At 70.2% G+C, this 22,348-nt stretch carries 14 protein-coding genes; 9 read left to right on the top strand and 5 right to left on the bottom strand.

The features are described 5' to 3' along the window. The first annotated feature begins 200 nt into the window (after positions 1-200). The 4 genes from WG209_RS06110 (at position 201) to WG209_RS06125 (ending at position 6,418) form a co-directional block, all read left to right on the top strand. Entirely contained in the window at positions 201-842 is a 642-nt protein-coding gene (locus WG209_RS06110) for a CHRD domain-containing protein (RefSeq protein WP_337174127.1), read from the top strand. Between the two features lie 300 nt (positions 843-1,142). Beyond that, positions 1,143-2,843 (top strand): M28 family peptidase, encoded by a 1,701-nt coding sequence (locus WG209_RS06115; protein WP_337174128.1) that lies wholly within the window; start codon positions 1,143-1,145, stop codon positions 2,841-2,843. Next, positions 2,843-4,720: a glycosyltransferase family 39 protein gene (locus WG209_RS06120; protein WP_337174129.1), complete on the top strand. Its 1,878-nt coding sequence runs from the start codon at positions 2,843-2,845 to the stop codon at positions 4,718-4,720. The genes WG209_RS06115 and WG209_RS06120 overlap by 1 nt, the downstream gene beginning before the upstream one ends. A gap of 12 nt (positions 4,721-4,732) precedes the next feature. Continuing rightward, positions 4,733-6,418, top strand: a complete 1,686-nt coding sequence (locus WG209_RS06125) for a glycosyltransferase family 39 protein (RefSeq protein WP_337174130.1) — start codon at positions 4,733-4,735, stop codon at positions 6,416-6,418. Here the strand turns inward: WG209_RS06125 and WG209_RS06130 are convergent. The 3 genes from WG209_RS06130 to WG209_RS06140 form a co-directional block, all read right to left on the bottom strand. After that, positions 6,369-7,529 (bottom strand): glycosyltransferase family 1 protein, encoded by a 1,161-nt coding sequence (locus WG209_RS06130; RefSeq protein WP_337174131.1) that lies wholly within the window; start codon positions 7,527-7,529, stop codon positions 6,369-6,371. The two genes, WG209_RS06125 and WG209_RS06130, sit on opposite strands and share 50 nt — an antisense overlap. Before the next feature lie 280 nt (positions 7,530-7,809). Beyond that, the gene (gene icd, locus WG209_RS06135; RefSeq protein WP_337174132.1) at positions 7,810-9,108 is read right to left on the bottom strand and encodes an NADP-dependent isocitrate dehydrogenase; all 1,299 of its coding nucleotides are present in this window, start codon (positions 9,106-9,108) and stop codon (positions 7,810-7,812) included. A 795-nt stretch (positions 9,109-9,903) separates the two neighbouring features. Then, on the bottom strand, positions 9,904-11,082 hold the full coding sequence (locus tag WG209_RS06140) for an FIST N-terminal domain-containing protein (RefSeq protein ID WP_337174133.1): 1,179 nt from the start codon (positions 11,080-11,082) through the stop codon (positions 9,904-9,906). A gap of 252 nt (positions 11,083-11,334) precedes the next feature. Here WG209_RS06140 and lepA point away from each other — a divergent pair, with 252 nt between their 5' ends. The 5 genes from lepA (at position 11,335) to WG209_RS06165 (ending at position 18,296) form a co-directional block, all read left to right on the top strand. Next, positions 11,335-13,140 (top strand): translation elongation factor 4, encoded by a 1,806-nt coding sequence (lepA, locus tag WG209_RS06145; protein WP_337174134.1) that lies wholly within the window; start codon positions 11,335-11,337, stop codon positions 13,138-13,140. Positions 13,141-13,203: 63 nt separating this feature from the next. Next, the gene (lepB, locus tag WG209_RS06150; protein ID WP_337174135.1) at positions 13,204-14,667 is read left to right on the top strand and encodes a signal peptidase I; all 1,464 of its coding nucleotides are present in this window, start codon (positions 13,204-13,206) and stop codon (positions 14,665-14,667) included. A gap of 48 nt (positions 14,668-14,715) precedes the next feature. Next, entirely contained in the window at positions 14,716-16,440 is a 1,725-nt protein-coding gene (gene lepB / locus WG209_RS06155) for a signal peptidase I (RefSeq protein WP_337174136.1), read from the top strand. Positions 16,441-16,518: 78 nt separating this feature from the next. Beyond that, positions 16,519-17,550 carry an LPS export ABC transporter ATP-binding protein gene (lptB, locus tag WG209_RS06160; protein ID WP_337174137.1) on the top strand — a complete coding sequence of 344 codons (1,032 nt, stop codon included), beginning with the start codon at positions 16,519-16,521 and terminating at the stop codon, positions 17,548-17,550. A 71-nt stretch (positions 17,551-17,621) separates the two neighbouring features. Then, the gene (locus WG209_RS06165) at positions 17,622-18,296 is read left to right on the top strand and encodes a hypothetical protein (RefSeq protein WP_337174138.1); all 675 of its coding nucleotides are present in this window, start codon (positions 17,622-17,624) and stop codon (positions 18,294-18,296) included. Positions 18,297-18,429: 133 nt separating this feature from the next. On the opposite strand, the gene WG209_RS06170 is transcribed toward WG209_RS06165, so the two are convergent. Both WG209_RS06170 and leuS read right to left on the bottom strand, forming a co-directional pair. Then, positions 18,430-18,903 (bottom strand): DUF420 domain-containing protein, encoded by a 474-nt coding sequence (locus WG209_RS06170; RefSeq protein ID WP_337174139.1) that lies wholly within the window; start codon positions 18,901-18,903, stop codon positions 18,430-18,432. An 84-nt stretch (positions 18,904-18,987) separates the two neighbouring features. Further along, complete coding sequence (leuS, locus tag WG209_RS06175; RefSeq protein ID WP_337174140.1) at positions 18,988-21,858, bottom strand: leucine--tRNA ligase; 2,871 nt, start codon at positions 21,856-21,858, stop codon at positions 18,988-18,990. Between the last annotated feature and the right edge of the window lie 490 nt (positions 21,859-22,348).

The raw sequence follows: 22,348 nt of genomic DNA on the forward strand, positions 1-22,348 counted from the left end.
CCCTCCGTCACCGCCCGCCGACTCCCAGTTCGCGCGAACTCGCGACGATCGACGCGATGGCATCACGCGCCACATGGGACTGAAGAATTCATCTTTGTTGGGTCGGATTGGCGCTTTCGGATCGACTCGCGGCCGGTTAAGCTCTTGGCGCGGTCCATATTCGTAAATTTGATGCTCGTGATAAACATCGGGAGGCCGAGATGATGCTTCTGGCGCGCGCCCTGGCTGTGGGCTTGACCTTGTGCTGGATCGGGGCCGCCGCGCGAGCGGACCGGATCGCCAACGTGGTCCTCACGCATGACCAGGAGACCACGCAGGGGACTCCCGTGACCTCGGCCGGGGCCCCTCGCCCCCTGGCCCACGGCGTCGGCACCCTGGTCCTCAATTCGGCCCGCACCGCGATCACGATGACGGTCACCATCTACGACATCGACGTCACCGGCTCTCAGACCGCGGACACGAATGACAACCTCACCGCGGCCCACATCCACGTCGGCGCGACCTTCGGCGGGAATGCGCCCGTCCGTTGGGGTTTCTTCGGCGCTCCGGACAATGACAACGACCCGAGCGACCTGGTGGTCACCCCGTTCTCCAGCGGCGTGGGGGGGACGTTCTCCAGCGTATGGAACCTGAACGAGGGGAATGCCGGGACCACGCTGACCGACAACCTCCCGGCGATCCTCGCCGGCCTGTCCTACATCAACTTCCACACGTCGCAGTTCCCGGGCGGGGAGATCCGCGGCCAGATCATCTTCGTGCCCGAGCCGTCCAGCGTGATCGCGCTCGGGGCCGGGATCGCCGGCTTGGGCCTCCTCGCCTCGCGGCGGCGCCGCGCGAGCTGATCGACCATGAAAGGTCTCCCCCCGTCGCGGGGGGAGACGGACCCCGTCGGGAGTCCGACGAGGGGGACGACGTGCCCGGGCGCTCCTTCGGGTCGGAGGCCCGCCCGAAAGCGCGTCGCGCGTCCCGGCGGCTGGCTCGCTCGTCTTCCCCTCGTCGTCCGGCACCGCCGGCGGTTTCCCCTCCTGGGGCGGGGAGCGCCTCATGGCGTCATGGCGCCGGCGCCAAGACACGCCCGACCTCGTCGCGTATCATGGTCGTCCTTGGGGTCCATGGCGGTGGTCCGGCGAGGAGCGAGGGGCATGAGATTCCATATCGGTAGGGTCGTCGCGACGGCGGCGGTGGTCGTGGGGGGGGCGGCGTGGCCGTCGCGGGGCGACGATCGCCTCAAGCCCGCCCTGGAGGCGGTCCGGGCCGACGCCATTCTGGAGCACATCAAGGTGCTGGCCTCCGACGAGTTCGAGGGCCGCGCCCCCGGCTCCGCGGGCGAGGAGAAGACGATCGCCTACCTCGTCGACCGCCTGAAGGCGATGGGGCTGAAGCCGGGCAACCCGGACGGCTCGCATGTGCAGGCCGTGCCGCTGGTCGGCTATCGCGCGACCGAGGTGAAGGGGGTCATCCACGCCCCCAACGGCGACGTGGCGTTGGAGTACCCCAGGAACTTCGTGGGCGTCTCGCGAAGGCTCGCCCCCGAGATCGCCGTCGAGAATTCCGACGTGGTCTTCGTCGGCTACGGCGTCGTCGCGCCGGAATACCAGTGGGACGACTTCAAGGGGGTCGACGTCCGCGGCAAGACCCTGATCATGCTGGTCAACGACCCCCCCGTCCCCGACCCGAACGACCCGGCCGCGCTCGACCCCGCGACGTTCAAGGGGAAGGCGATGACGTACTACGGGCGTTGGACCTACAAGTACGAGATCGCCGCCGAGAAGGGCGCCGCCGCCGTCATCCTGATCCACGAGGAAGGCCCCGCCGGCTACCCGTTCAGCGTCGTCCAGGGGAGCTGGAGCGGGGAGAACTTCGAGATCGACGAGCCGGCGGCCGAAGGGGCCCCCCCTCGCACGGCCGTCGAGGGCTGGATCGAACTGGAGACCGCCGAGAAGCTCATGGCGGCCAGCGGCAAGGACCTGGCGACCCTGAAGAAGGCCGCGATCGACCGCGCGTTCCAGCCGGTCCCGCTCGACGCCCGCGCCGGCTTCTCCGTGAAGACCGAGCTGCGCAAGGTCCAGTCGCGGAACGTCGTCGCCCGGGTCGAGGGCTCGGACCCCGCCCTGAAGGACGAGCACGTCGTCTACACCGCCCACTGGGACCATCTCGGCCGCGACGCCTCGGCGGAGGGGGACGGCATCTACAACGGGGCGGTCGACAACGCCTCGGGCGTGGGGGCCGTGCTCCAGATCGCGGAGGGGTTCGCGAAACTCTCGCCGCCGCCGAAGCGGTCGGCCCTGTTCCTGTTCGTCACCGCCGAGGAGCAGGGGCTGCTGGGGTCGAAATACTACGCCGGCCACCCGCTCCATCCGCTGGAGAAGACTCTCGCCGACATCAACATCGATTGCGTCAACACCTGGGGGCCGACGAAGGACGTCATCAGCGTCGGCATGGGCCAGTCGACCCTGGACGACCTGCTGGTCGAGCTGGCCGGGGCCCACGGCCGCGTCGTCAAGCCCGACGCCGAGCCGGAGAAGGGGTTCTACTATCGCTCCGACCACTTCTCCTTCGCCAAGAAGGGAGTCCCGGCCCTGAGCGCCGGCGGGGGCCGCGAGTTCATCGGCAAGGACCCCGAGTTCGGCCGGCGGAAGCAGGAGGAGTACACGAAGAACGACTACCACAAGCCGAGCGACGAGGTGAAGCCCGACTGGGATCTCTCCGGCGCGGTCGAGGACGTTCGGCTCCTCCTTGAGGTGGGCGTCCGCGTGGCCGACGGCGAAGCCTGGCCCGAGTGGAAGCCCGACAGCGAGTTCAAGGCCCGTCGCGAGGCCATGCTCCAGGCGGCCGGTCGCTGATGGAAATGGAAGACTCATCCAGGCGCCGCGTCGTCGCCGGGGTCGTCGTGCTCGCGCTGGGCGTCGCCGGGGCGCTCGCGGATGGCGCGTTCGGCTGGATCGACCCGGCGTTCGACTTCGTCGCCCACCAGTTCTACGAGGTCCCGATGCTCGCGGCCGTCCGTCGGCCGTCGCAACTGGTCCTCGTCCGCTGGCACCTGGCGATCGGCGCCGGGCTGGCGGGGCTGGGGCTGATCGCCTCGCGGTGGCTGGGGCGCGAGGCGCGGCTGGCGCTGGCGATCGTCTGGGTCGGCTACGCGATCCGCGCCGCGGCGTCGATCTGCGGCGGCAACGTTCCGCTGGTGCCGGGCGACAGCAGCCACTACCTGGAAGTGGCCACGTCGGTCCACCGGGGCGAGGGGGCGGTCAAGCACTACGTCGAGAGCTTCTTCAACGACTACCCGCCGATCCGCGAGGGGCGCGGCGTGCTCGACGACTGGGCGCCGCCGCTGGACGCCTACGTCCGCGCGGCGGCGTATCGGCTGGTCGGCGTCGTCCCCGGCGAGGACCTCGACGCGACGATCGCCGTGGCGAAGGGGACCAGCTTCCTGATCAACCTGCTGGCCTTCCCGGCGCTCTACGGGCTGGCCCGGCGGCGGTTCGGCCCGCGCGTGGCGTTGGCGTCGATCGGCGTGCTGGCAATCCTGCCCGTCCACGCGATCTACGCGGCGTTCATCCTCCGCGAGAGCCTCGTCGCGCTGACGTCGATCCTGGCCGTCTGGACGATCGCCGAGGCCTGGAACGCCGCGAGGCTCCGGGGGGCGCTCGGCTGGGCGGTTGTCGCCGGCGTCTGCGGCGGCCTGGCGATCCTGGCGCGGAACACGGGGATGGCGCTGGCGGGCGCGGCGGGGCTCTGCGCCCTGGTCCGGCTGAGGCGACGCCCGCTGGTCATCGTGCTCTGGCTGGCCGTCCTCGTCGCCGTGATCCTCCCCTGGGCCTACGCCACCTACCGCGAGTACGGCCGGCCGTTTTACGCCTACACCAACTTGTTTGAATACAACTTCTCGTGGACGGTCCACCACTACGAGAAGGGGAACACGACCCCCGAGCAGTTCTACACCCGCGAGAACGCGCCCGAGATCGCCCGCGTGAAGGCCAAGATGCTGGGGATCATCGCGGTCTACTCCACGATGATCGTCGGCCTGCCGTTCGTCGCCGGGTATCTTTATCGGCTGCGGACGGGGAGGGGGGAGCCGGGGAGGGACGTGGACTGGCTCTCGGCCGTGCTGTTCGCGGCGTTCGTCGCCGGGACGATCAAGAGCATCGCCGACGTCACGCAGGTCCAGCAGCTCGGCCGGTACTACCTGCCGGCCTTCCTGGTGATGACGCCGACGGCCGCCGCCGGCGTGCTGGCCTGGCTGGACCGGCTGAGCATCGACCGCCGCGCCTTCGGCTGGCTGGCGTCGTGCTACGTCGCGCTGGTCTGGGCCGATCCGACGTGGGCCTACGACGCCTCGTGGTTCGCCCGGTCGTTCCAGCTCCACTGGCCGGGCCTACGCGCGGCCGGCGAGTGGATCCGCGAGCATCCCGAGGCCGTCCCGCCGGACGCCCGCGTCATGACGTGGTTCCCCTGGGAGATGAGGCTGACCTCCGGCCGGACCACCATCCTGATGCCCCGGAACTATAGCGCGGCGAGGATCGACGAGGTCGCCCGGCAGTACGGCGTGACTCATGTCCTGTGGGGCTCGTTCGAACCGCCGGAGCACGTCGACCCCGAGGTCTGGGGGCCGTACCTGGATGGCGTGCGGACCTCGCTGGGGCTGACCCAGGCGAGGGAGCTGTACCGCTCCCCGCGCGAGGTCCGCCTCTACCCCGTCCGCCTGTACCGACTCCGCTAGGGCCGCCCCGCGATGCGCAAGCCGATCTGGATGCTGCTGGCCGTCCTGGCGTTCGCCGTCTGGTACCGCGCCCACACCTTCGGGCCGTCGGTCGGGCTTCGCCTGTGGCCGGTCGTCTCCGGGCCGTCGGAGCCGCTGGACTGCGACGAGGCGATCTACGCCCACATGGGCCGCCGCATCCTGGCCGGGGACGTCCTGTATCGCGATCTGACGGAGAACAAGCCGCCGCTGGGCTACTGGCTCTACGCCGCGCCCATCGCGCTCCTCGGCTACACCGAGACGGCCATCCGGCTCCTGCCGATCCCGTTCGTCCTGACGACGATCGCCGGCGTCTGGTGGGTGGCCTCGCGGTTCGCCGGCCCGTTCGCGGGGGGGCTGGCGGCTCTCCTGGCCGTCTTCCTGACGACCGACCCCTACCTGTTCGGCAATGGGTCGAACATGGAACACTTCATGAACGCCTTCTCGGTCGCCTCGCTGGCGCTCGTGGTGTTCGGGTGGGATCGCGGCAGGGCATGGCCGTTCATCGCCGCGGGCGCGGCCCTCGGAGCGGCGACGCTCGTGAAGCAGGTGGCGGTCGTCCCGATGGCGGTCTTCGGCGTCGCGCTGCTGGCGCGGCGGTCGAGGGAAGGGGCGAAGGGGGCGGTCGGGCTCGTCGCCGGGTTCGCGGCAGTGCTTGCGGCGGCGGTGCTCGTGCTGTGGCTCCAGGGGGCGGGGCGGGACGCCTATATCGACATCATCCAGTTCGGCCGGGCGATGGCGACGGACGTGGCCCCCGAGCCCGGCGCGCCCCCCGGCTGGATCCGCTGGCTGACCGGCAACGCCGACCCGAAGGGCGTCCTTCCCTGGCCTTTCGGCGACACCGATTATCTCGTCTGGTGGGCCGGCGGGAGCTGGCCGACGTGGCTGGCGCTCGCCCCTTGCCTGATCCACCTGGCGTTCGCCCCGACGACTTCCCCGGTCCGGCGCCTGGCCGCCGGCTGGATCGTCGCGAGCCTGGCGGAGGTCGCGCTTCCGGGGCTGTACTGGCCGCACTACTACCTGCTGGCGACCCCTGGCGCGGCGATCGCGCTCGGGGTCACGGCGGGGGACTGCCTGGTTGGTCTACGGAACAGGTTCCGCGTCGCCGACCTGGCGGGGCTCGCGGTGGTCGTCGCCGCGACGCTCGGCACGATGGGCCTCCAGGTCCGGGATTACCTCCTCTGCCCGCCGCAAGAACTGACCGTCCGCTACAAGGGGGGGGGCCAGTGGGTCGTCCTCCGCGAGCTGGGCAAGGAGCTGGACCGGCGCCGCGTCGTGTTCGACGACCCGCGGCTTTACGTCTGGGGGTGGCAGAGCCCGCTGTTCTTCTACGGCAAGCTCGACCACGCCAGCCGGCACCTGTTCGTCGACAACCTCCTGCGCGACTTCGCCGACAGGCCCCACCCGCTCATCACGCCGCGCGTCGGCGAGATCATGGACGACCTGCGCTCCGCGAGGCCGCCACTGATCTTCGTCGGCTATCCCCCATTCCCGGCGCTCCGGGACTTCCTGCTGGAAGGCTACCTCCCGTCGAGGCTGGTGCCAAGCGGCGGTGGCCTGGGGCTGTGGGTGGCGAAGGGGGAGTACGCCGCGTTCGAGAACTTCGACGGGCCCGGGACCGCCGGCCCGCTCAGGATCCTGTCGGGGCCGGGGGCGTCGGAGGTCGGGCCTCGGCGATGACCCGGGCGTAGCGATCGCGAAGGTCGTCCATGATCGCGTCCCAGCTCTGGCGTTCCGCGTAGGCCCGCGCGGCGATGGCCAGGCGACGACGCTCGTCGGCGTCGTCGGCCAGGCGGATCAGGCAGCGGGCGAAGTGATCGGGCGGGGCCGATTCGTCCAGCAGCGCGCCGGTCTCGCCGTCGCGGACGGTGTCGGCCACCCCCCCGGCGCCGAGGGCGACGACGGGCATCCCGGAGGCCATCGCCTCCAGCACGACGTTGCCAAAGGTCTCCGTCGTGCTGGCAATCGCGAACACGTCGCCGGCGGCGTAGTGGTCGGCCAGGTCGTCCCCCGATCGATAGCCGGCGAAGCTCGCCAGGCCCGTCAACTTCGCCTCAAGCTCGCCGCGCGACGGGCCGTCGCCGACGAGCAGGATTCGGACGTTGGGCCGGCGCTCCGCGACGATCGCCAGGGCATCGGCGAGGTAGCCGACGTTCTTCTCCGGCGCGATCCGGCCGACGTGGACGATGGCGACGTCCTCGGCATCCCACCCGAGCGCCTCGCGGATCGCCGCGCGGCCGGGGCGATCGGGGCGGAAGGTCGAGGCGTCGACGCCTCGCGGCCAGAGGGCCAGTCGCCGGAAGCCCGACGCCTCGAGCTGGGCGATGGTCGACCGCGAGGGGACGTAGGTCTCGTGGGCGCGATCGTGGAACCACCGCAGGTAGCGGCCGACTATCGGGCGAGCCCAGCCGAGCCCGTAGTGGGCGCTGTACTGGGCGAAGTTGGTGTGGAAGCTGGCGACGACGGGGATTGACCGCCGGGCGGCATATCGCAGGAGGCTGAAGCCCAGGAACGCCTCGGTGGCGACGTGGATCAGGTCGGGCCGGAAGGCGTCGACCTCGCGATGGACCCGGCCGAAGGGGGGGAGCGGGAGCCGCAACTCCCGGTAGAACGGGATGCGGATGGCCCGCACGGTCCGATCGTCGGGATGACGGGGCGGGCCGCCGTAGTCGGGATGAATGACCTGGACGGCGTCGCCGCGCTCGCGGAGGCGGCGGGCCAACTCGCCGAGCGTGCGCGAGACCCCGTTGACCTGCGGCGGGAACGTCTCGGTGACGATCGTCACGCGCATGGGGAGCCTCGCGGACGCGGGGCGGGAGAGGAACCGTCTTCCCCCCTCGCGGGGGAAGACAGACCGCGAAGCGGTCAGATGAGGGGGACGACTAGCACGCGGGCCGTTGAAGTCATTAACAGCCTACCCGACCGGCTCGGGAGCCCGGCGGCCTCCCTGCTTGGCTTCCCCCTCATCCGGCCCTTCGGGCCACCTTCCCCCGCCAGGGGGGAAGGCCGTTATGATGCTCGCCCCGGGAGCGAGGACCGCTGCCCGGGGGGAGTCGGGTGCCGCCGTCGGCTCACATGCTGTCGATGACGGCCGTGGCGAACTCGCTGCACTTGACCTGCTTCGCGCCTTCCATGAGGCGGGCGAAGTCGTAGGTGACGGTCTTCTGGCCGATGGCGCCGTCCATGCCCTTGATGATGAGGTCGGCGGCCTCGGTCCAGCCCAGGTAGCGGAGCATCATCTCGCCGGAGAGCGTGACGGAGCCCGGGTTGACCTGGTCGAGGTCGGCGTACTTCGGGGCGGTGCCGTGGGTGGCCTCGAAGACGGCGTGGCCGGTGGCGTAGTTGATGTTGCCGCCGGGGGCGATGCCGATGCCCCCCACCTGCGCCGCGAGGGCGTCGGAGAGATAGTCGCCGTTGAGGTTCATCGTGGCGATGACGTCGAAGTCGGTCGGCCGCGTGAGGACCTGCTGCAGGACGATGTCGGCGATGGCGTCCTTGATCAGGAGCTTGCCGGAGTCGAGCGCGGCCTTCTGCTCGGCGTTGGCCGCGGCCTCGCCCTTGTCGGCCTTGGTCCGCTCCCATTGGTCCCAGGTGTAGGTCTTGTCGGCGAACTCGCGCTCGGCGAGGGCGTAGCCGTAGTTGCGGAACGCGCCCTCGGTGAACTTCATGATGTTCCCCTTGTGGACGAGCGTCAGGCTCTTGCGGCCGTTGGCGAGCGAGTACTCGATCGCCGACCGGATGAGCCGCTCGCTCCCCTCGCGGGAGACCGGCTTGATGCCGACGCCGGAGGTCTCGGGGAAGCGGACCTTCTTGTAGGCCTCGGGGAACTCGGCCTTGATGAAGTCCAGGAGCTTCTTCACCTCGGCCGAGCCGGCCTCGAACTCGACGCCGGAGTAGACGTCCTCGGTGTTCTCCCGGAAGATCACCATGTCGACCTTCTCGGGGTGCCTCACGGGGGAGGGGACCCCCTTGAACCAGCGCACCGGGCGGAGGCAGACGTAGAGGTCCAGGAGCTGCCGCAGCGCGACGTTGAGCGAGCGGATGCCGCCGCCGACGGGCGTGGTGAGCGGGCCCTTGATGCCGACGAGGTACTCGCGGAAGGCCTCGACCGTCTCGTCGGGGAGCCAGTTGTTGAACAGCGAGTGGGCCTTGCCGCCGGCGTAGACCTCCACCCACTCGATCTTCTTCTTGCCGCCGTAGGCCTTCTCGACGGCCGCGTCCAGGACGCGGACGCTGGCGCGCCAGATGTCGGGGCCCGTGCCGTCGCCCTCGATGAACGGGATGATCGGGCGGTCGGGGACGTTCAGCTTGCCCCCCTGGATGGTGATCTTCTGTCCGCCCGCCGGGGCCTCGACTTTCGGGCTCGCCATGGAAAACGCTCTCCGTTGACTCGTGCTCGCTGGACCGTTCGACGCGGCGGCCGGGCCCGCGCGTCACACGTCCCGGGGGCGTCGCCGAGAGGCCGCGTCGCCCCGCCCGGAGCGACGATCATGGCAAAATCCCCCGGTCGCGGCAAGACTTGGGACGCCCGACGGCACCCGCCGAAGGCCCCGTCTCCCGCGCCACTAGGCCCGCCGCCGGGCCGCCCGCGGTTGGCTTCGTTCGCGCGCCTGTCGCGGCGGTTGTTTTTATGTAAATCGTCGTGGATTCAGTGTTTGCGGCGATGTCCAGTTGGCTTTGTTCGTCGTTTTCGAAGTGGTTTTTCGTTCGACGGCGGGCTTGCCCAGCGTGCGACGCGCATCCGCGCTCCCGACACTTGTTCGGGACCCGAAGCCGGGAGGGCCGTCGCGTTCCTGGGTGCTCGGGATAATGACGGTCTTCCCCCCTGGTGGGGAAGACAGACCGCGAAGCGGTCAGATGAGGGGGTGCTTGCCCGCGAGACCTCGGATTTCGCGACTCCTCGCGTGGGCCGACGGCCGCGGAACGCCCCTTCCGCGCTTCGGAGGTTGTCTCGCTCGTCCCCCCCTCATCCGGCCCTTCGGGCCACCTTCCCCCACCAGGGGGGAAGGACGTTAGGTTGGCCGTCCAAGGGCCGTCGGCTCGCATGCTTCCTTGGATCGAATTCAGGATGTCAAAGAACGCCATCATCAACCGCCCGCATGATCCGCGGCGCGGGGACGGCGATTTCAGGAATCTCGAATTTTTCTCGGGAGCCGCCCCAGGCCTCACCCCGACGGACGCTCGAAGACCGCGACGCTGGCGGTGAAGCCGTGGATGAAGTTCTGGCCGCCGATGGGGCCCAGCTCGCCCATCGCGAAGAAGCCGGCGACCGGGATCGGGCCGAGGACCTCGTGGATGACGCCGACGTCGTGGTTCGGGGTCGGGAACAGGCGGGTCCCGCGACCGTTGCAGGAAAAGAGCAGCGCTCCGACGGGGGTGCTGGCGGCCGCCTCGCCATCGGGGCGGCGGGCGAGGGCCTCGCGGAGGTCCTCGTCGGCGGTCTCGGCGTCGCGGACGTGGAACTGGACCGTCTGGCCCACGCGGATCAGGTCGCTGATCTGGATCGCGCCCGTCTCGTCGGCGCCGACGACGTTGTGGACCAGGAAGTCCCCCCGGTGGAACGACTCCTGATACTCGTTGATGACCCGGCCCAGGTGGAGGCCCTCGCGGACCTTCTCGACGTCGTCGTCGGGGAGGTCGCCCAGCACCTCGCGCAGCACCTCCAGCGCCGGGCGGCGGCCCAGCTCGCGGATGATGTTGTGCTCGGCCTTCGTCACCAGCAGCGTCCGGCCGACGGGGCGGCAACCCTGGCTGACGACGGAGCGGATGGAGACCGGCCCCGAGAGCCGGACGGCCACCGCGCCGTCGGTGAAGGCCTCGCCGTCCAGGAGGAGGCGGTTCGCCCCGGGCTCGGACCCGCCGCTGGCCATGCCGCCGACGATCCGAAGGCCCCGGTGCTCCTCGTTGGCCAGCTTGAGCAGGTCGTGCACGGCGAAGGTGAACGGGTCCGCCAGGAGGATCATGACCGAATCGTCAGGCTTCTCCAGCGATTCCAGCGCGCGCCGCAGCGGGCCGCCGCCGGGGTCGAACCGGACGGGCTGGATCTCCATGCCCGGGTGATGCAACGACCACACGGCCAGCGCCGGCCTGCGCTCGACCTCCTGGTCGTCGCCGACGATCGACTCGCCGGTGCAGCCCAGGACGTGCCGAGTCCGCCCGGATTCGAGGAACGCCTGCGAGAGCTTCCCCAGGACCGGGGCGTGGTGGCGGGAGCTGAAGATGAGGGTGAGGTCGGCCGGCGGCGCGTCCTCGGCGGCGTCCGGCGCGGCGTCCAGGCGTTCGAGGATCTGGTGGAACGCCGTGCTGGCGCTCCGGGCCGTCGAGAGGGCCGAGACGCATTTCATGGCCGCACCTGCATTCATCCCTGGGCCCGCGGGCGGGTCCGTGACAAGCCGACTTCTCCGGACGGCTCCCGTCCACTATAATCACCCGAGGGGGGGGCCACTACCGGAAGAACCGCCGACATGACGTCGGACCCGCCCCGCGACCGCGCCTGGTGCCGCCGGCCGACGACCGACCGAGCGCCCGACCCGCCTGGACGAGGACCGACGCAAGTCGCGCTCGGGACGCCCGATCCACGTCATCGGACCTGATACATGGCCTTCGATCCCAAGTATATCCGCAACTTCTCGATCGTCGCCCACATCGACCACGGCAAGAGCACCCTGGCCGACCAGATCCTGCTGCAATCCGGCGCGATCACCCAGCGCGAGTTCCGCGAGCAGCTCCTGGACGACATGGACCTGGAGCGCGAGCGGGGGATCACCATCAAGGCCCGCGCCGTCGCGATCAACTACGTCCTGGACGGCCAGGCGTACGAGCTGAACCTGATCGACACGCCCGGCCACGTCGACTTCCACTACGAGGTCTCCCGCAGCCTCGCCGCGTGCGAGGGCGCCATCCTGCTGGTCGACTCCACCCAGGGGGTCCAGGCCCAGACCGTCGCCAACGCCTACCTCGCCGTGGGGGGCGACCTGGCGATCGTGCCGGCGCTCAACAAGATCGACATGCAGGCCTCGCGCCCGGAGGAGATCAAGGAGGAGATCATGACCACGCTGGGGATCGACCCCAGCGAGGTCCTCGCCGTCAGCGGCAAGACCGGGGCGGGGGTGCCGGACCTCTTCCGCGCGATCATCGACCGCGTCCCCCCGCCGGCCGGCGACCCGTCCAAGCCGCTGCGCGCCCTGATCTTCGACTCCAAGTTCGACGACTACCAGGGGGTGGTGGTCTACGTCCGCGTGGTCGACGGCGTGCTGAAGGTGGGCCAGCGGATCCGGCTGATGGCCGGCGGGACCGACCACGAGGTCATCGGCCTGGGCCGCTTCCGCCCGCGCGAGGTCGCCTGCGAGGAGCTGGGGGTCGGGCAGGTCGGCTACGTCGTCGCCAACATCAAGAAGCTGGCCGACGTGAACATCGGGGACACCGTCACCCAGGTCCCCGGCCCGGCCACCGAGGCCCTCCCCGGCTACGAGGAGCCGGTCCCGGTCGTCTTCTGCGGCCTCTTCCCGGCCTCGCACAACCAGTTCGACGACCTGCGCACGGCGCTCCAGAAGCTCGCCCTGAACGACAGCAGCTTCAGCTTCGAGCCGGAGACCTCCGACGCCCTGGGCTTCGGCTTCCGCTGCGGCTTCCTGGGCATGCTCCACATGGAGATCGTCCAGCAGCGCCTGGAGCGCGAGAGCAACCTCGCCCTGGTGCAGACGGCGCCCAACGTCACGTACGAGATCGTGACCAAGAAGGGGGAGACGCTCCACGTCTCCAACCCCACCCGGATCCCCGACCCGGGGGAGATCGAGGAGTTCCGCGAGCCGATCGCCAAGGTCAACTTCATCCTGCCGAGCGAGAACATCGGCGCGATCATGCAGCTCTGCGAGGACCGCCGCGGCACCTACTTGAAGACGGAATATCTCTCGTCCTCGCGGGCCATCCTCACGTATGAGCTGCCGCTGGCCGAGATGATCTACGACCTGTACGACAAGCTCAAGAGCGCCACCCGCGGCTACGGGACGATGGACTACGAGCTGCTCGGCTACCGCAATGACGACCTCTGCCGGCTGGACATCCTGGTGGCGGGGACGCGGGTGGACGCCCTCTCGATCGTGGTCCACCGCGCCCACGCCGACCGCCGGGGCCGGAAGCTGGTGAAGAAGCTGCGGGGCGAGATCGACCGGCACCAGTTCGAGGTGGCGATCCAGGCGGCCATCGGTAGCCGGGTGGTCGCCCGCGAGACGATCTCCGCCCTCCGCAAGAACGTGACCGCCAAGTGCTACGGCGGCGACATCTCGCGGAAGCGGAAGCTCCTGGAGAAGCAGAAGGAAGGCAAGAAGCGCATGAAGCAGGTGGGGAACGTGGAGATCTCCCAGGAGGCGTTCCTCTCCGTGCTCGACGACAGCGAGGACTGAGCCGGGGCCGCGTCGCGTCCCCCACGCCGACCCACCGGGCCCCGACGGCGGACGACCAGCCCCATGCACAACGACCCTCTCCCGGAACTGTTCGAACTCGACGAGCCCCCGACGCCCGGCGTCGCGCGGCAGACCGTGGAGCTGCTGATCGCGCTTTGCGTGGGCGTCCTCCTGTTCCGCACCTTCTCCGCCGAGGCCTACGTCGTCCCCACGGGCTCCATGGCCCCGACCCTCCTGGGGCATCACCTGGAGGTGACCTGCCCCAACTGCGCCTTCCCGTTCGACATCGGCATGGACGACGAGGCCCCCCCCGCGCGGCCCGTCTGCCCCAACTGCGGCAAGTCCGGCCTGGAGTCCGAGCCCGCCGTCCCCTGCAACGGCGACCGCGTCCTGGTGCAGAAGTTCCTGTACGACTTCCGCGCCCCGGAGCGCTGGGAGGTCGCCGTCTTCCACTACCCGGGGGATCCCTCGCAGGCGTACGTCAAGCGGGTGGTCGGCCTCCCCGGCGAGTCGATCCGGCTGGCGAGGGGGGACGTCTGGGCCGACGGCGAGGTCGCGCGGAAGGGGCCGGACGACGTGCGGGCCATGCGCATCCTCGTCCACGACAGCCGCTACTCCCCGGCCGACTCCGACCTCTACCCCCGCTGGGACTTCCGCCGGGGCGACCCGGAAGGAGACGGTCCGACCGGCTGGTCGCGGGGCCCCGACGGCTTCCTCCGCCGCCCCGTCGACGGCCAAGGGGAGGGAGACGACGCCGCGGCCGAGGACTGGCTCGTCTACCGCAACTGGGATCCGGGCCTGGAGCGGTACGCCCCGATCCGCGACTACTACGGCTACAACGGCGGCGACGGCCGGTCGGACAACGCGGTGCGAGACGTCGGCCTGGAGGCCCTGGTGAGGCTCGGGCCTGGCGTGGAGTCGTTGTCGCTGGCGCTGCGATCGGGGGGCGATCGCTTCGTCGTCCGCGTCCCGACCAGGCCGGGAGAGCCCGTCGAGGTCGAGCGCAACGGCGTGCCCCGCAAGGTCTTCCTTCGCGGCAACCCGCTGGCCCTGGGCGCGTCCGGCGAGGACCACCAGGTCGAGGCCTACGTCTTCGACGCCCGGCTGATGGTTTTGGTGGACGGCTCGCCCCTGTTCGAGCCCCACGACTACGACGACCCGGCCGAGGCCCCCTGGAACGACGAATCGCCGATCGCCCTGGGGGTGCGGGGGGGCTCGGCCGAGGTGCCGGAGCTGCGAATCTACCGGGACGTCTACTACACCAGCAGCCTGGGCGCGGCGCACCGGCGGCCCAACGCCGTCCTGGAGCCGACCCGGCTCGGCCCCGGCGAATACTTCGTGCTGGGGGACAACAGCCCCGTCTCCAACGACTCCCGATTCTGGACCCAGGGCCCGGTGGTGCGCCGGGAGCTGTTCCTGGGCAAGCCGTTCCTGGTCCACCTCCCGGGCCGGGCGGTCTCCCTGGAGGTCTTCGGGCGGTCGCTATACTGGATTCCCGATCCCCGCCGAATCCGGTACATTCATTGATCGACCGCCTGCCCGCCGCCACCCCGGTTTAGTCGAGATCCGCCGACCATGGGACGAGCCGCCGCCGCAGCCCCGAGGACCGCCGCCCCCCGCGCGGAGGCCGCCGCCGAGACCAAGAAGGGCGACGGCCTGCGCGAGCTGGTCGAGGCGCTGGTCGTCGCGGGGGTCGCCGCGCTGCTGGTCCGGGGGTTCGAGGCCCAGGCGTTCGTGATCCCGACCGGGTCGATGGCCCCGACCCTGATGGGCCGTCACAAGGAGGTCGCCTGCCCGCAGTGCGGGTTCCTCTTCGCGGTCAACGCCTCCGAGGAGGTGGAGGGGCCGCCTCCGCGCCGGCCGATCTTCTCCGGGGTCTGCGTCAACTGCCGGCACCAGGCCCGCAACCTGAACGACGCCCCCAGCTTCAAGGGGGACCGGATCCTCGTCTCAATGTTCCCGTACGACCTCCCCGGCCTGCCGGGGGCGTCGCCGCCGGAGCGGTTCGACGTGGTGGTCTTCCGCTACCCCGAGGAGCCCGAGACCAGCTACATCAAGCGCCTGGTCGGCCTCCCCGGCGAGACGATCCGCGTCCACCAGGGCGACCTCTACGTCAAGCCCCCGGACTCCGACGAGTTCCGCCTCCAGCGCAAGCCGATGGAGCACCTGCGGAGCATGCAGATCGACGTCTACGACGACGAGCACCAGCCCCGCGCGCTCCGCGGCCGGGACGAGTGGCGGCGGTGGTCGTCCGACTCGGGCTGGAAGGTCGTCGAGCCCGGCCGCAGCCTGTACGAGCTGGCCGCCCCCGCCGCCGACTGGGCCGACTTGCGATATCGCCACCTGGTCCCGGAGCCCGAGCAGTGGGAGGCGCTCCTGGTCGACCGGACGCCCGCCCGCGGCCCCCGGCCGACCCTGGTCACCGACTTCTACTCGTACAACACCAACCTCCCGGCCGAGAGCACCGACCTGATCCAGTCGCGCTACGGCAACCAGAACGCCTGGCTCCAGCCCCACTGGGTCGGCGACCTGACCCTCGCGGCCGACCTGGACGTGAAGTCGGACTCGGGCGAGATCCGGCTCGAGCTGGTCAAGGCGGGCGTGCGGCACTTCGCGACGATCGACGTGGCGACCGGCAAGGGCCGCTTCATCCGTGGCGACGAGACGCTCGCCGAGTTCGACACGCCCGTCCGCGGCCCCGGCTCGCGTCGGCTGGAGTTCGGCAACGTCGACGACCGGCTGACGCTGCTGGTCGATGGCCGCCCCGTGGGGGGCGAGGGGGCCGAGTACGACCGGGGGGACGCGGTCCCCACGCCGACCGCGGCGGACCTCTCGCCGGCGGCGATCGGCGCGAAGGGGGCGACCGTCTCGGCGAGCGGCCTTGTCCTCAAGCGGGATATCTACTATACCCAGACTCCGGGTTATACCGACTACGGACCTGTCTGGGACGATCGGGAGCCTCGTCGGCCGTCCGAACTGTTCGACTTCCTCTCCGACCCCTCGCGGTTCCCGAACATCGCGCGGGTCCGGGCCGAGGAGTTCGAGCTGGGGTACGACCGGTTCCTGATGATGGGGGACAACAGTCCCCGCAGCAAGGACAGCCGGGGGTGGGACTCCTCGGACCGCTCGTGGGACTTCCTCGATCGCCAGACCTGGGAGGTCCCCCGGAGCCTCATCACCGGCAAGGCCTTCTTCGTCTACTGGCCGCACGGCGTCCCGTTCGGCCCGAGCTTCCGGATCAGCCACGACTTCCGCGTCCCGTTCCGCCCCTACGTCGAACGGATGCGTCGGATCCGCTGACCGGGGGCGATTCGAGGCGGGGATCGGCCCGAACGACGCCAAGCGACGCGACGCGACGCGATCACGGAGGATCGAGCGATGGCCCTGCTGGAAGTCCGCGGCCTGGAAAAGTGGTACGGCCGTCGCCAGGTCGTCAACGGGGTCGAGTTCGACGTCGAGCAGGGGGAGGTCGTCGGCCTGCTGGGGCCCAACGGCGCCGGCAAGACGACGAGCTTCCGCATGACGATCGGCCTGATCGACTCCGACGGCGGCTCCGTGACCTTCGACGGCCGCGACGTGACCAAGCTCCCGATGTACCTCCGCGCCCGCGCGGGGATGGGGTACCTGGCCCAGGACTCCAGCGTCTTCCGGCAGCTCACGGTCGAGCAGAACCTGATGGCGATCCTGGAGACCCGCCCCGGGATGTCGCGCAAGCAGCGTCGGGATCGGCTCAACGAGCTGGTGGACCGCTTCGGGCTCCAGAAGATCCTCAAGACCAAGGCCCACATGGTCTCCGGCGGCGAGCGTCGGCGGACCGAGATCGCGCGGGCGCTGATCACGAACCCCAAGCTCATCATGCTCGACGAGCCGTTCGCGGGCATCGACCCGAAGACGGTCGGCGAGATCCAGGAGCAGATCCGCGACCTGGTGGACACCTACAACATCGGGATCCTGCTGACGGACCACCAGTTCCGCGAGACGCTGGAGGTCACCGACCGCTGCTACGTCATCCGCGAGGGCCGGGTCTTCGCCTACGGCAACCGGGAGCAGATCCTCAACAACCCGGAAGTCCGGCGGCACTACATCGGCGAGCGGTTCGACGGCGGCCACCTGCTGGAGTCGCAGCGGCCGAGGGCGGCCGTCGCCCGTCCGCCTGCCCCGGCGCTTCCCCCATCGCCGACGCCTCCGCAGCCCCCGCCGGCCGCCTCGGCTCCCCCGTCCGTCTCGATACCGCGCGCCGCCTCCCCCGCCGCCGTCGAGGAGCCCGACGACGACCCCGACAACCCGGAGACCGTCCAACGACGCATCGCCGACGAGGGCCGGGGCTACGTCCAGGGGGGCGTCCACTCCATCCAGGTCAATCAGATCCCCCCCGATTTCAACATCGACGACCTCTACAAGAAGCCCTGATTCGGGCCGAGGCCGTGATGGACGTCGTTGGGTTCGTTCATCGTGGTCGACGTGGCTTTCGAGGGACGGCCATGGCCCCCGAGGTTGAAGGCGACTTCTGGGAAGACGGCGTCGTCGAGCGGCCCTTGCCGGTCAAATCGGACGAGTTGCCCGACGATCCCTGGCTCCGGGAGATCGCCCGACTCGCGCCTTCGGCGGCGCGCGAGCGGCTGGTGGCGCGCTGGTCGGCGGTCCATCGTCCAGGGACCGCGGCGGTCCGCGACAGGCTCATCGATTACACGCCGGTGGCCGTCGCGTCGCACGACGACGAGGAGTCCTTGAAGTTGGTGGGGCCGGACGGATCGGCGGTCTACCTCGCCCCGCCGCTGGCCGACGACGAACTGGCCGCGGTCGCGTCGTTGCCGGCCAGGGACCGCCCGACGGCCGAGGAATTCTATCGCGGCTTCGCCGGCCTCCGCGCCTCGCCCCCCGGGTACTCCGGTGATTACGTCCTCCCGCGGGATTGGATGACGTTCGGCGAGTTCGGCTGGAACCTCGACGAGGACGACGAGTCCTGGGGCGACGCGACCGTCATCTTCATCGCCCTGAACGGCGACCTGCTGCTGCTCGGCGAGGCGGGGGTCGCGTGGGGCGTCATGGCCGGCGGGGGCGTCCGGCGGATCGACGACGACCTCGATGGCTTCCTCGTCCGCCATGCCGAGCACCTGGGGGCGGGCGGCCGGCTGGATTCCTACGTCGACCTTTGAGTCGCGGCCGGGCACTCCCGCTTCACCTGCCATCGGGTTGCCCAGGAGCGGGGCGACGGGGCGCAAGCCTCCGTCTCCCGCATGACCCCCCGAGAGGCACGCCGATTTCGGGAAAGGCGGAAAGATTCCGGCTTCAGGCGACGAAGCCGAGCCAGTAGAGCCACACGCCCGACGCGGCCGTGAAGATCGTCCCGGCGAAGACCAGGTATCCACGCCTCCGGTGGACCGCGGAGAACAGGCCGGGATTGAGGTCCATGCGGGCTCGCCACGCCTGGACGACGAGGACGGCCCAGAGGCCGAAGCTCACGACTGCGACCAGGACGTGCGTCCGCAGCAGCCAGGTCAGCAGCGGCCGCCCCAGGTGGGGGCTGCCCGCCAGGAAGGCCTGGGTCCCCCCCTTCAGCCGGATGTCCACCTCGAACAGTACGACCGCCACCAGCAGCGTCGTCAACAGCGCCGTCTGGAGGTTGCGGTGGCGGCGGTACTCGCCCCGGCGCGCGAGCCACACGGCCCGAAGGAAGAGGAACGGGGTCAGCACGATCGCGACGACGACGATGTCCATCAGCAGGTCGCCACGCGTGCCCAGGAAACCGGGCGGCATATTCATCGATGCTCCTGATGCTCATGCGCGACGACGTCCCCCCCTCGCGGGCGCGTGAGGGGAACGCCGGCGCGTCGGCTCGGCCCCGGGTCAATTCGCCACGAAGTTGATGAGCTTGCCGGGGACGACGATCACCTTGCGGACCGTCTTCCCTTCGAGCAGGGCGGCGACGCGGGCGTCGGCGCGGGCGGCGGCTTCGACGGCCTGGGCGTCGGCGTCGGCGGGGACGGTGATCTTGGAGCGGACCTTGCCCAGGATCTGGACCGGGATCTCGACCTCGTCGTCCTTCAGGAGCACGGGGTCGAAGGTGGGCCAGGGCTCGTAGGCCAGGGTCTTCTCGTGGCCGAGGATGCGCCACAGCTCCTCGGCGAGGTGCGGGGCCATCGGGGCGAGGAGGAGCGTGAACGCTTCCATCGCCGCCTTCGGCCGGACCTCGGCGCCGGTGAAGGCGTTGACGAACTCCATCAGGCGGCTGACGGCCGTGTTGAACCGGAGCGCCTCGTAGTCGTCCCCCACCGCGGCGATCGTGCGGGCGACGAGCTTCGCCTGCTCGGGCGTCGGCTCGGCGTCCTTCACGCGCTGGTCGAGGGCGATCTCCTCGGCCTCGTAGTCCACGATCATCCGCCAGGCGCGGCCGAGGAAGCGATAGACCCCCTCCACCCCCTTCATGCTCCAGGGCTTCACCGCTTCGAGCGGGCCCATGAACATCTCATAGAGGCGGAGGCTGTCGGCGCCGTACTCGGAGACGACCACGTCCGGGTTGATGACGTTGCCGCGGCTCTTGGACATCTTGTGGGCGCGGGCGTCGACGCGGATCTCGGGGGCGTCCTTCAGGACGAAGCCCTCCCCCTTTTTGACGATCTGGTCCTCCTCCAGCTTCACCGTTTCGAGCACGGTCGCGGAGGCGTCACCCTTGCGGATCGGGCCCTTGTCGGACTGGACGACGGACGCGGCGGCGACCCACGCGCCGGCGGGGTCGCGATAGGCGGTGTACTCGGTCTCGCCCAGGATCATCCCCTGGTTGACCAGGCGCTGGAAGGGCTCGGGGGTGCTCACCAGGCCGCGGTCGAACAGGACCTTGTGCCAGAAGCGGCTGTAGAGCAGGTGGAGCACGGCGTGCTCCGCGCCGCCGACGTACAGGTCGACCGGCAGCCAGTACTTCTCTTTCTCGGGGTCCCAGGGGCGTTCCGTGTTGTTCGGGTCGATGTACCGCAGGTAGTACCAGCACGAGCCGGCCCACTGGGGCATCGTGTTGATCTCGCGGCGCAGCTTCTCGGAGTAGCGGACCCACTCCCTCGCCTTGCTCAGCGGCGGCTCGGGGGTGCCGGTCGGCTTGAAGTCGTCGAGGTCCGGCAGCAGGACCGGCAGCTCGTCCTCGCCGACGGGGCTGACGCGATCGCTCTCGTCCAGCAGTACGGGGAACGGCTCGCCCCAGTAGCGTTGGCGGGAGAACAGCCAGTCGCGGAGCTTGTAGTTGACGGCCTTCTTGCCGAGCCCCTTCTCGGCGAGCCAGGCGGTGACGGCCGGCTTGGCCTCGGCGGTGGGCATGCCGTCCATCGCGAACTCGTCGTTCCGAGACTGGATCGAGACGCCCTCGTCGTGGAAGACGCCCGAGAACGCGCCGGGGTCGGCCTTGTAGGCGGCCAGGAGGTCGGCCGGGGCTTCCTTGGGGGCGTTCGCCTTGAGCCAGTCGGCGGGGGGCTCGACGACGGCCCGGATGGGGATGTCGAAGGTCTTCGCGAACTCGAAGTCGCGTTCGTCGTGAGCCGGGACGGCCATGATGGCGCCGGTCCCGTAGCTGATGAGGACGTAGTCGGCGATCCAGATCGGGATCGGCTCGCCGGTGACGGGGTTGGTCGCGTGGCCGCCGGTGAAGACGCCGGTCTTGGTCTTCGCCAGGTCCGTGCGGTCGAGGTCGCTCTTGCGCGCGGCCTGCTCGCGGTACTTCGCCACGGCCTCCGAGTGCTCGGGCGTGGTGACGCGGTCGACGAGCGGATGCTCGGGCGCCAGCACCATGTAGGTCGCGCCAAACAGCGTGTCGGGCCGGGTGGTGTAGACCCGGATGACGTTCTCGGCCGGCTTGTCGGGGAACCGGCCCGAAGGGGGGGCCGGGGGCTGGCCGGAGATGACGACCGGGAAGTCGACCTCGGCGCCCTCGCTGCGGCCGACCCAGTTGCGCTGCATGTCGCGGATCGACTTCGGCCAGTCGACGATTTCGAGATCCTCGACGAGCCGGTCGCCGTAGGCGGTGATGCGGAGCATCCACTGGGTCAGCGGCATGCGGACGACGGGGTGGCCGCCGCGCTCGGACTTGCCGTCGATGACCTCCTCGTTGGCCAGCACGGTCCCCAGCGCGGGGCACCAGTTGACGGGGACCTCGGCGCGATACGCCAGGCGCCTGGAGTCGCGATAGGCGTCGGGGTCGACGCCGTCGGGGATGGGCAGCTCGGCGATGGGGCGGCCCTTCCCCTTGCGGGGTCGGCCCTGGGGGTCGGTCCATTCGAAGTCGCGGTCGTACCAGGTGTCGTGGATCTTGAGGAAGATCCACTGCGTCCACCTATAGTAGCCAGGGTCGGTGGTGTCGACCTCGCGCGACCAGTCGTAGGAGAAGCCCAGCGACTTGATCTGGCGGCGGAAGTTGTCGATGTTCGCCTGGGTCGTGACCCTGGGGTGGGTGTTGGTCTGGACGGCGTACTGCTCCGCGGGCAGGCCGAAGGCGTCCCACCCCATCGGGTGCAGGACGTTGAAGCCCTTCATCCGCTTGAAGCGGCAGAGGATGTCGGTGGCGGTGTAGCCCTCGGGATGGCCGACGTGCAGGCCCGCGCCGCTGGGATACGGGAACATGTCCAGGATGTAGAGCTTGGGCCGGTCGCGATCGAGGTCGGGGGTCGCGAACGTCTGGTGCTCCTCCCAGTAGGCTTGCCACCTGGGCTCGATCCGCTGAGGGTGATACGCGGGCATGGAACCTCTCCGGCGCGGCCAGGCGCGCCCCGACCTCGTACGAAACTCGACCGTTCCCCGACACGAAAAACGGCCCGCCGTAGCTCCGGGGGCCGCCTGGATCGAGCATACCGTTTCCCGCCGCGACTCGCCAGCGAACGGGGGGGGATGGGACGCATGGAGATGAAGTGGGCCGCGGCCACGACAGGAGAGGGGTGTCGACGGCTCCACGGACGCGCTCCTCCTCCCCTCGTGGAGAAGGTGCCCCGGAGGGGCGGATGAGGGGCGCGCTACCGACGGCCTTCGAATCCCCCTCATCCGGCCTTCGGCCACCTTCTCCCACGAGGGGAGAAGGGGGGGGCTTCGCGCGGCCATCGCGGGAAGAGCGTAGGGCCGTCGGCCCGGGGGGAGGGGGGACGCGCCGCCGTTGCGACTCGTCCGTCCGGTTCAATCGCCGTAATCCTCGCTTCCAGACATCGGCGAATGATGAATCTTGCAATCGATTGAAGTT

Origin of the sequence: Paludisphaera sp. (genome assembly GCF_037189885.1) — a bacterium.
Classification (GTDB): domain Bacteria; phylum Planctomycetota; class Planctomycetia; order Isosphaerales; family Isosphaeraceae; genus Paludisphaera.

Excerpts from the sequence above, each read along its gene's own strand:
- WG209_RS06110 (WP_337174127.1), top strand. The coding sequence starts at position 201 with ATGATGCTTCTGGCGCGCGCCCTGGCTGTGGGCTTGACCTTGTGCTGG.
- WG209_RS06115 (WP_337174128.1), top strand. The coding sequence starts at position 1,143 with ATGAGATTCCATATCGGTAGGGTCGTCGCGACGGCGGCGGTGGTCGTG.
- WG209_RS06120 (WP_337174129.1), top strand. The coding sequence starts at position 2,843 with ATGGAAATGGAAGACTCATCCAGGCGCCGCGTCGTCGCCGGGGTCGTC.
- WG209_RS06125 (WP_337174130.1), top strand. The coding sequence starts at position 4,733 with ATGCGCAAGCCGATCTGGATGCTGCTGGCCGTCCTGGCGTTCGCCGTC.
- WG209_RS06130 (WP_337174131.1), bottom strand. The coding sequence starts at position 7,529 with ATGCGCGTGACGATCGTCACCGAGACGTTCCCGCCGCAGGTCAACGGG.
- icd (WP_337174132.1), bottom strand. The coding sequence starts at position 9,108 with ATGGCGAGCCCGAAAGTCGAGGCCCCGGCGGGCGGACAGAAGATCACC.
- WG209_RS06140 (WP_337174133.1), bottom strand. The coding sequence starts at position 11,082 with ATGAAATGCGTCTCGGCCCTCTCGACGGCCCGGAGCGCCAGCACGGCG.
- lepA (WP_337174134.1), top strand. The coding sequence starts at position 11,335 with ATGGCCTTCGATCCCAAGTATATCCGCAACTTCTCGATCGTCGCCCAC.
- lepB (WP_337174135.1), top strand. The coding sequence starts at position 13,204 with ATGCACAACGACCCTCTCCCGGAACTGTTCGAACTCGACGAGCCCCCG.
- lepB (WP_337174136.1), top strand. The coding sequence starts at position 14,716 with ATGGGACGAGCCGCCGCCGCAGCCCCGAGGACCGCCGCCCCCCGCGCG.
- lptB (WP_337174137.1), top strand. The coding sequence starts at position 16,519 with ATGGCCCTGCTGGAAGTCCGCGGCCTGGAAAAGTGGTACGGCCGTCGC.
- WG209_RS06165 (WP_337174138.1), top strand. The coding sequence starts at position 17,622 with ATGGCCCCCGAGGTTGAAGGCGACTTCTGGGAAGACGGCGTCGTCGAG.
- WG209_RS06170 (WP_337174139.1), bottom strand. The coding sequence starts at position 18,903 with ATGAATATGCCGCCCGGTTTCCTGGGCACGCGTGGCGACCTGCTGATG.
- leuS (WP_337174140.1), bottom strand. The coding sequence starts at position 21,858 with ATGCCCGCGTATCACCCTCAGCGGATCGAGCCCAGGTGGCAAGCCTAC.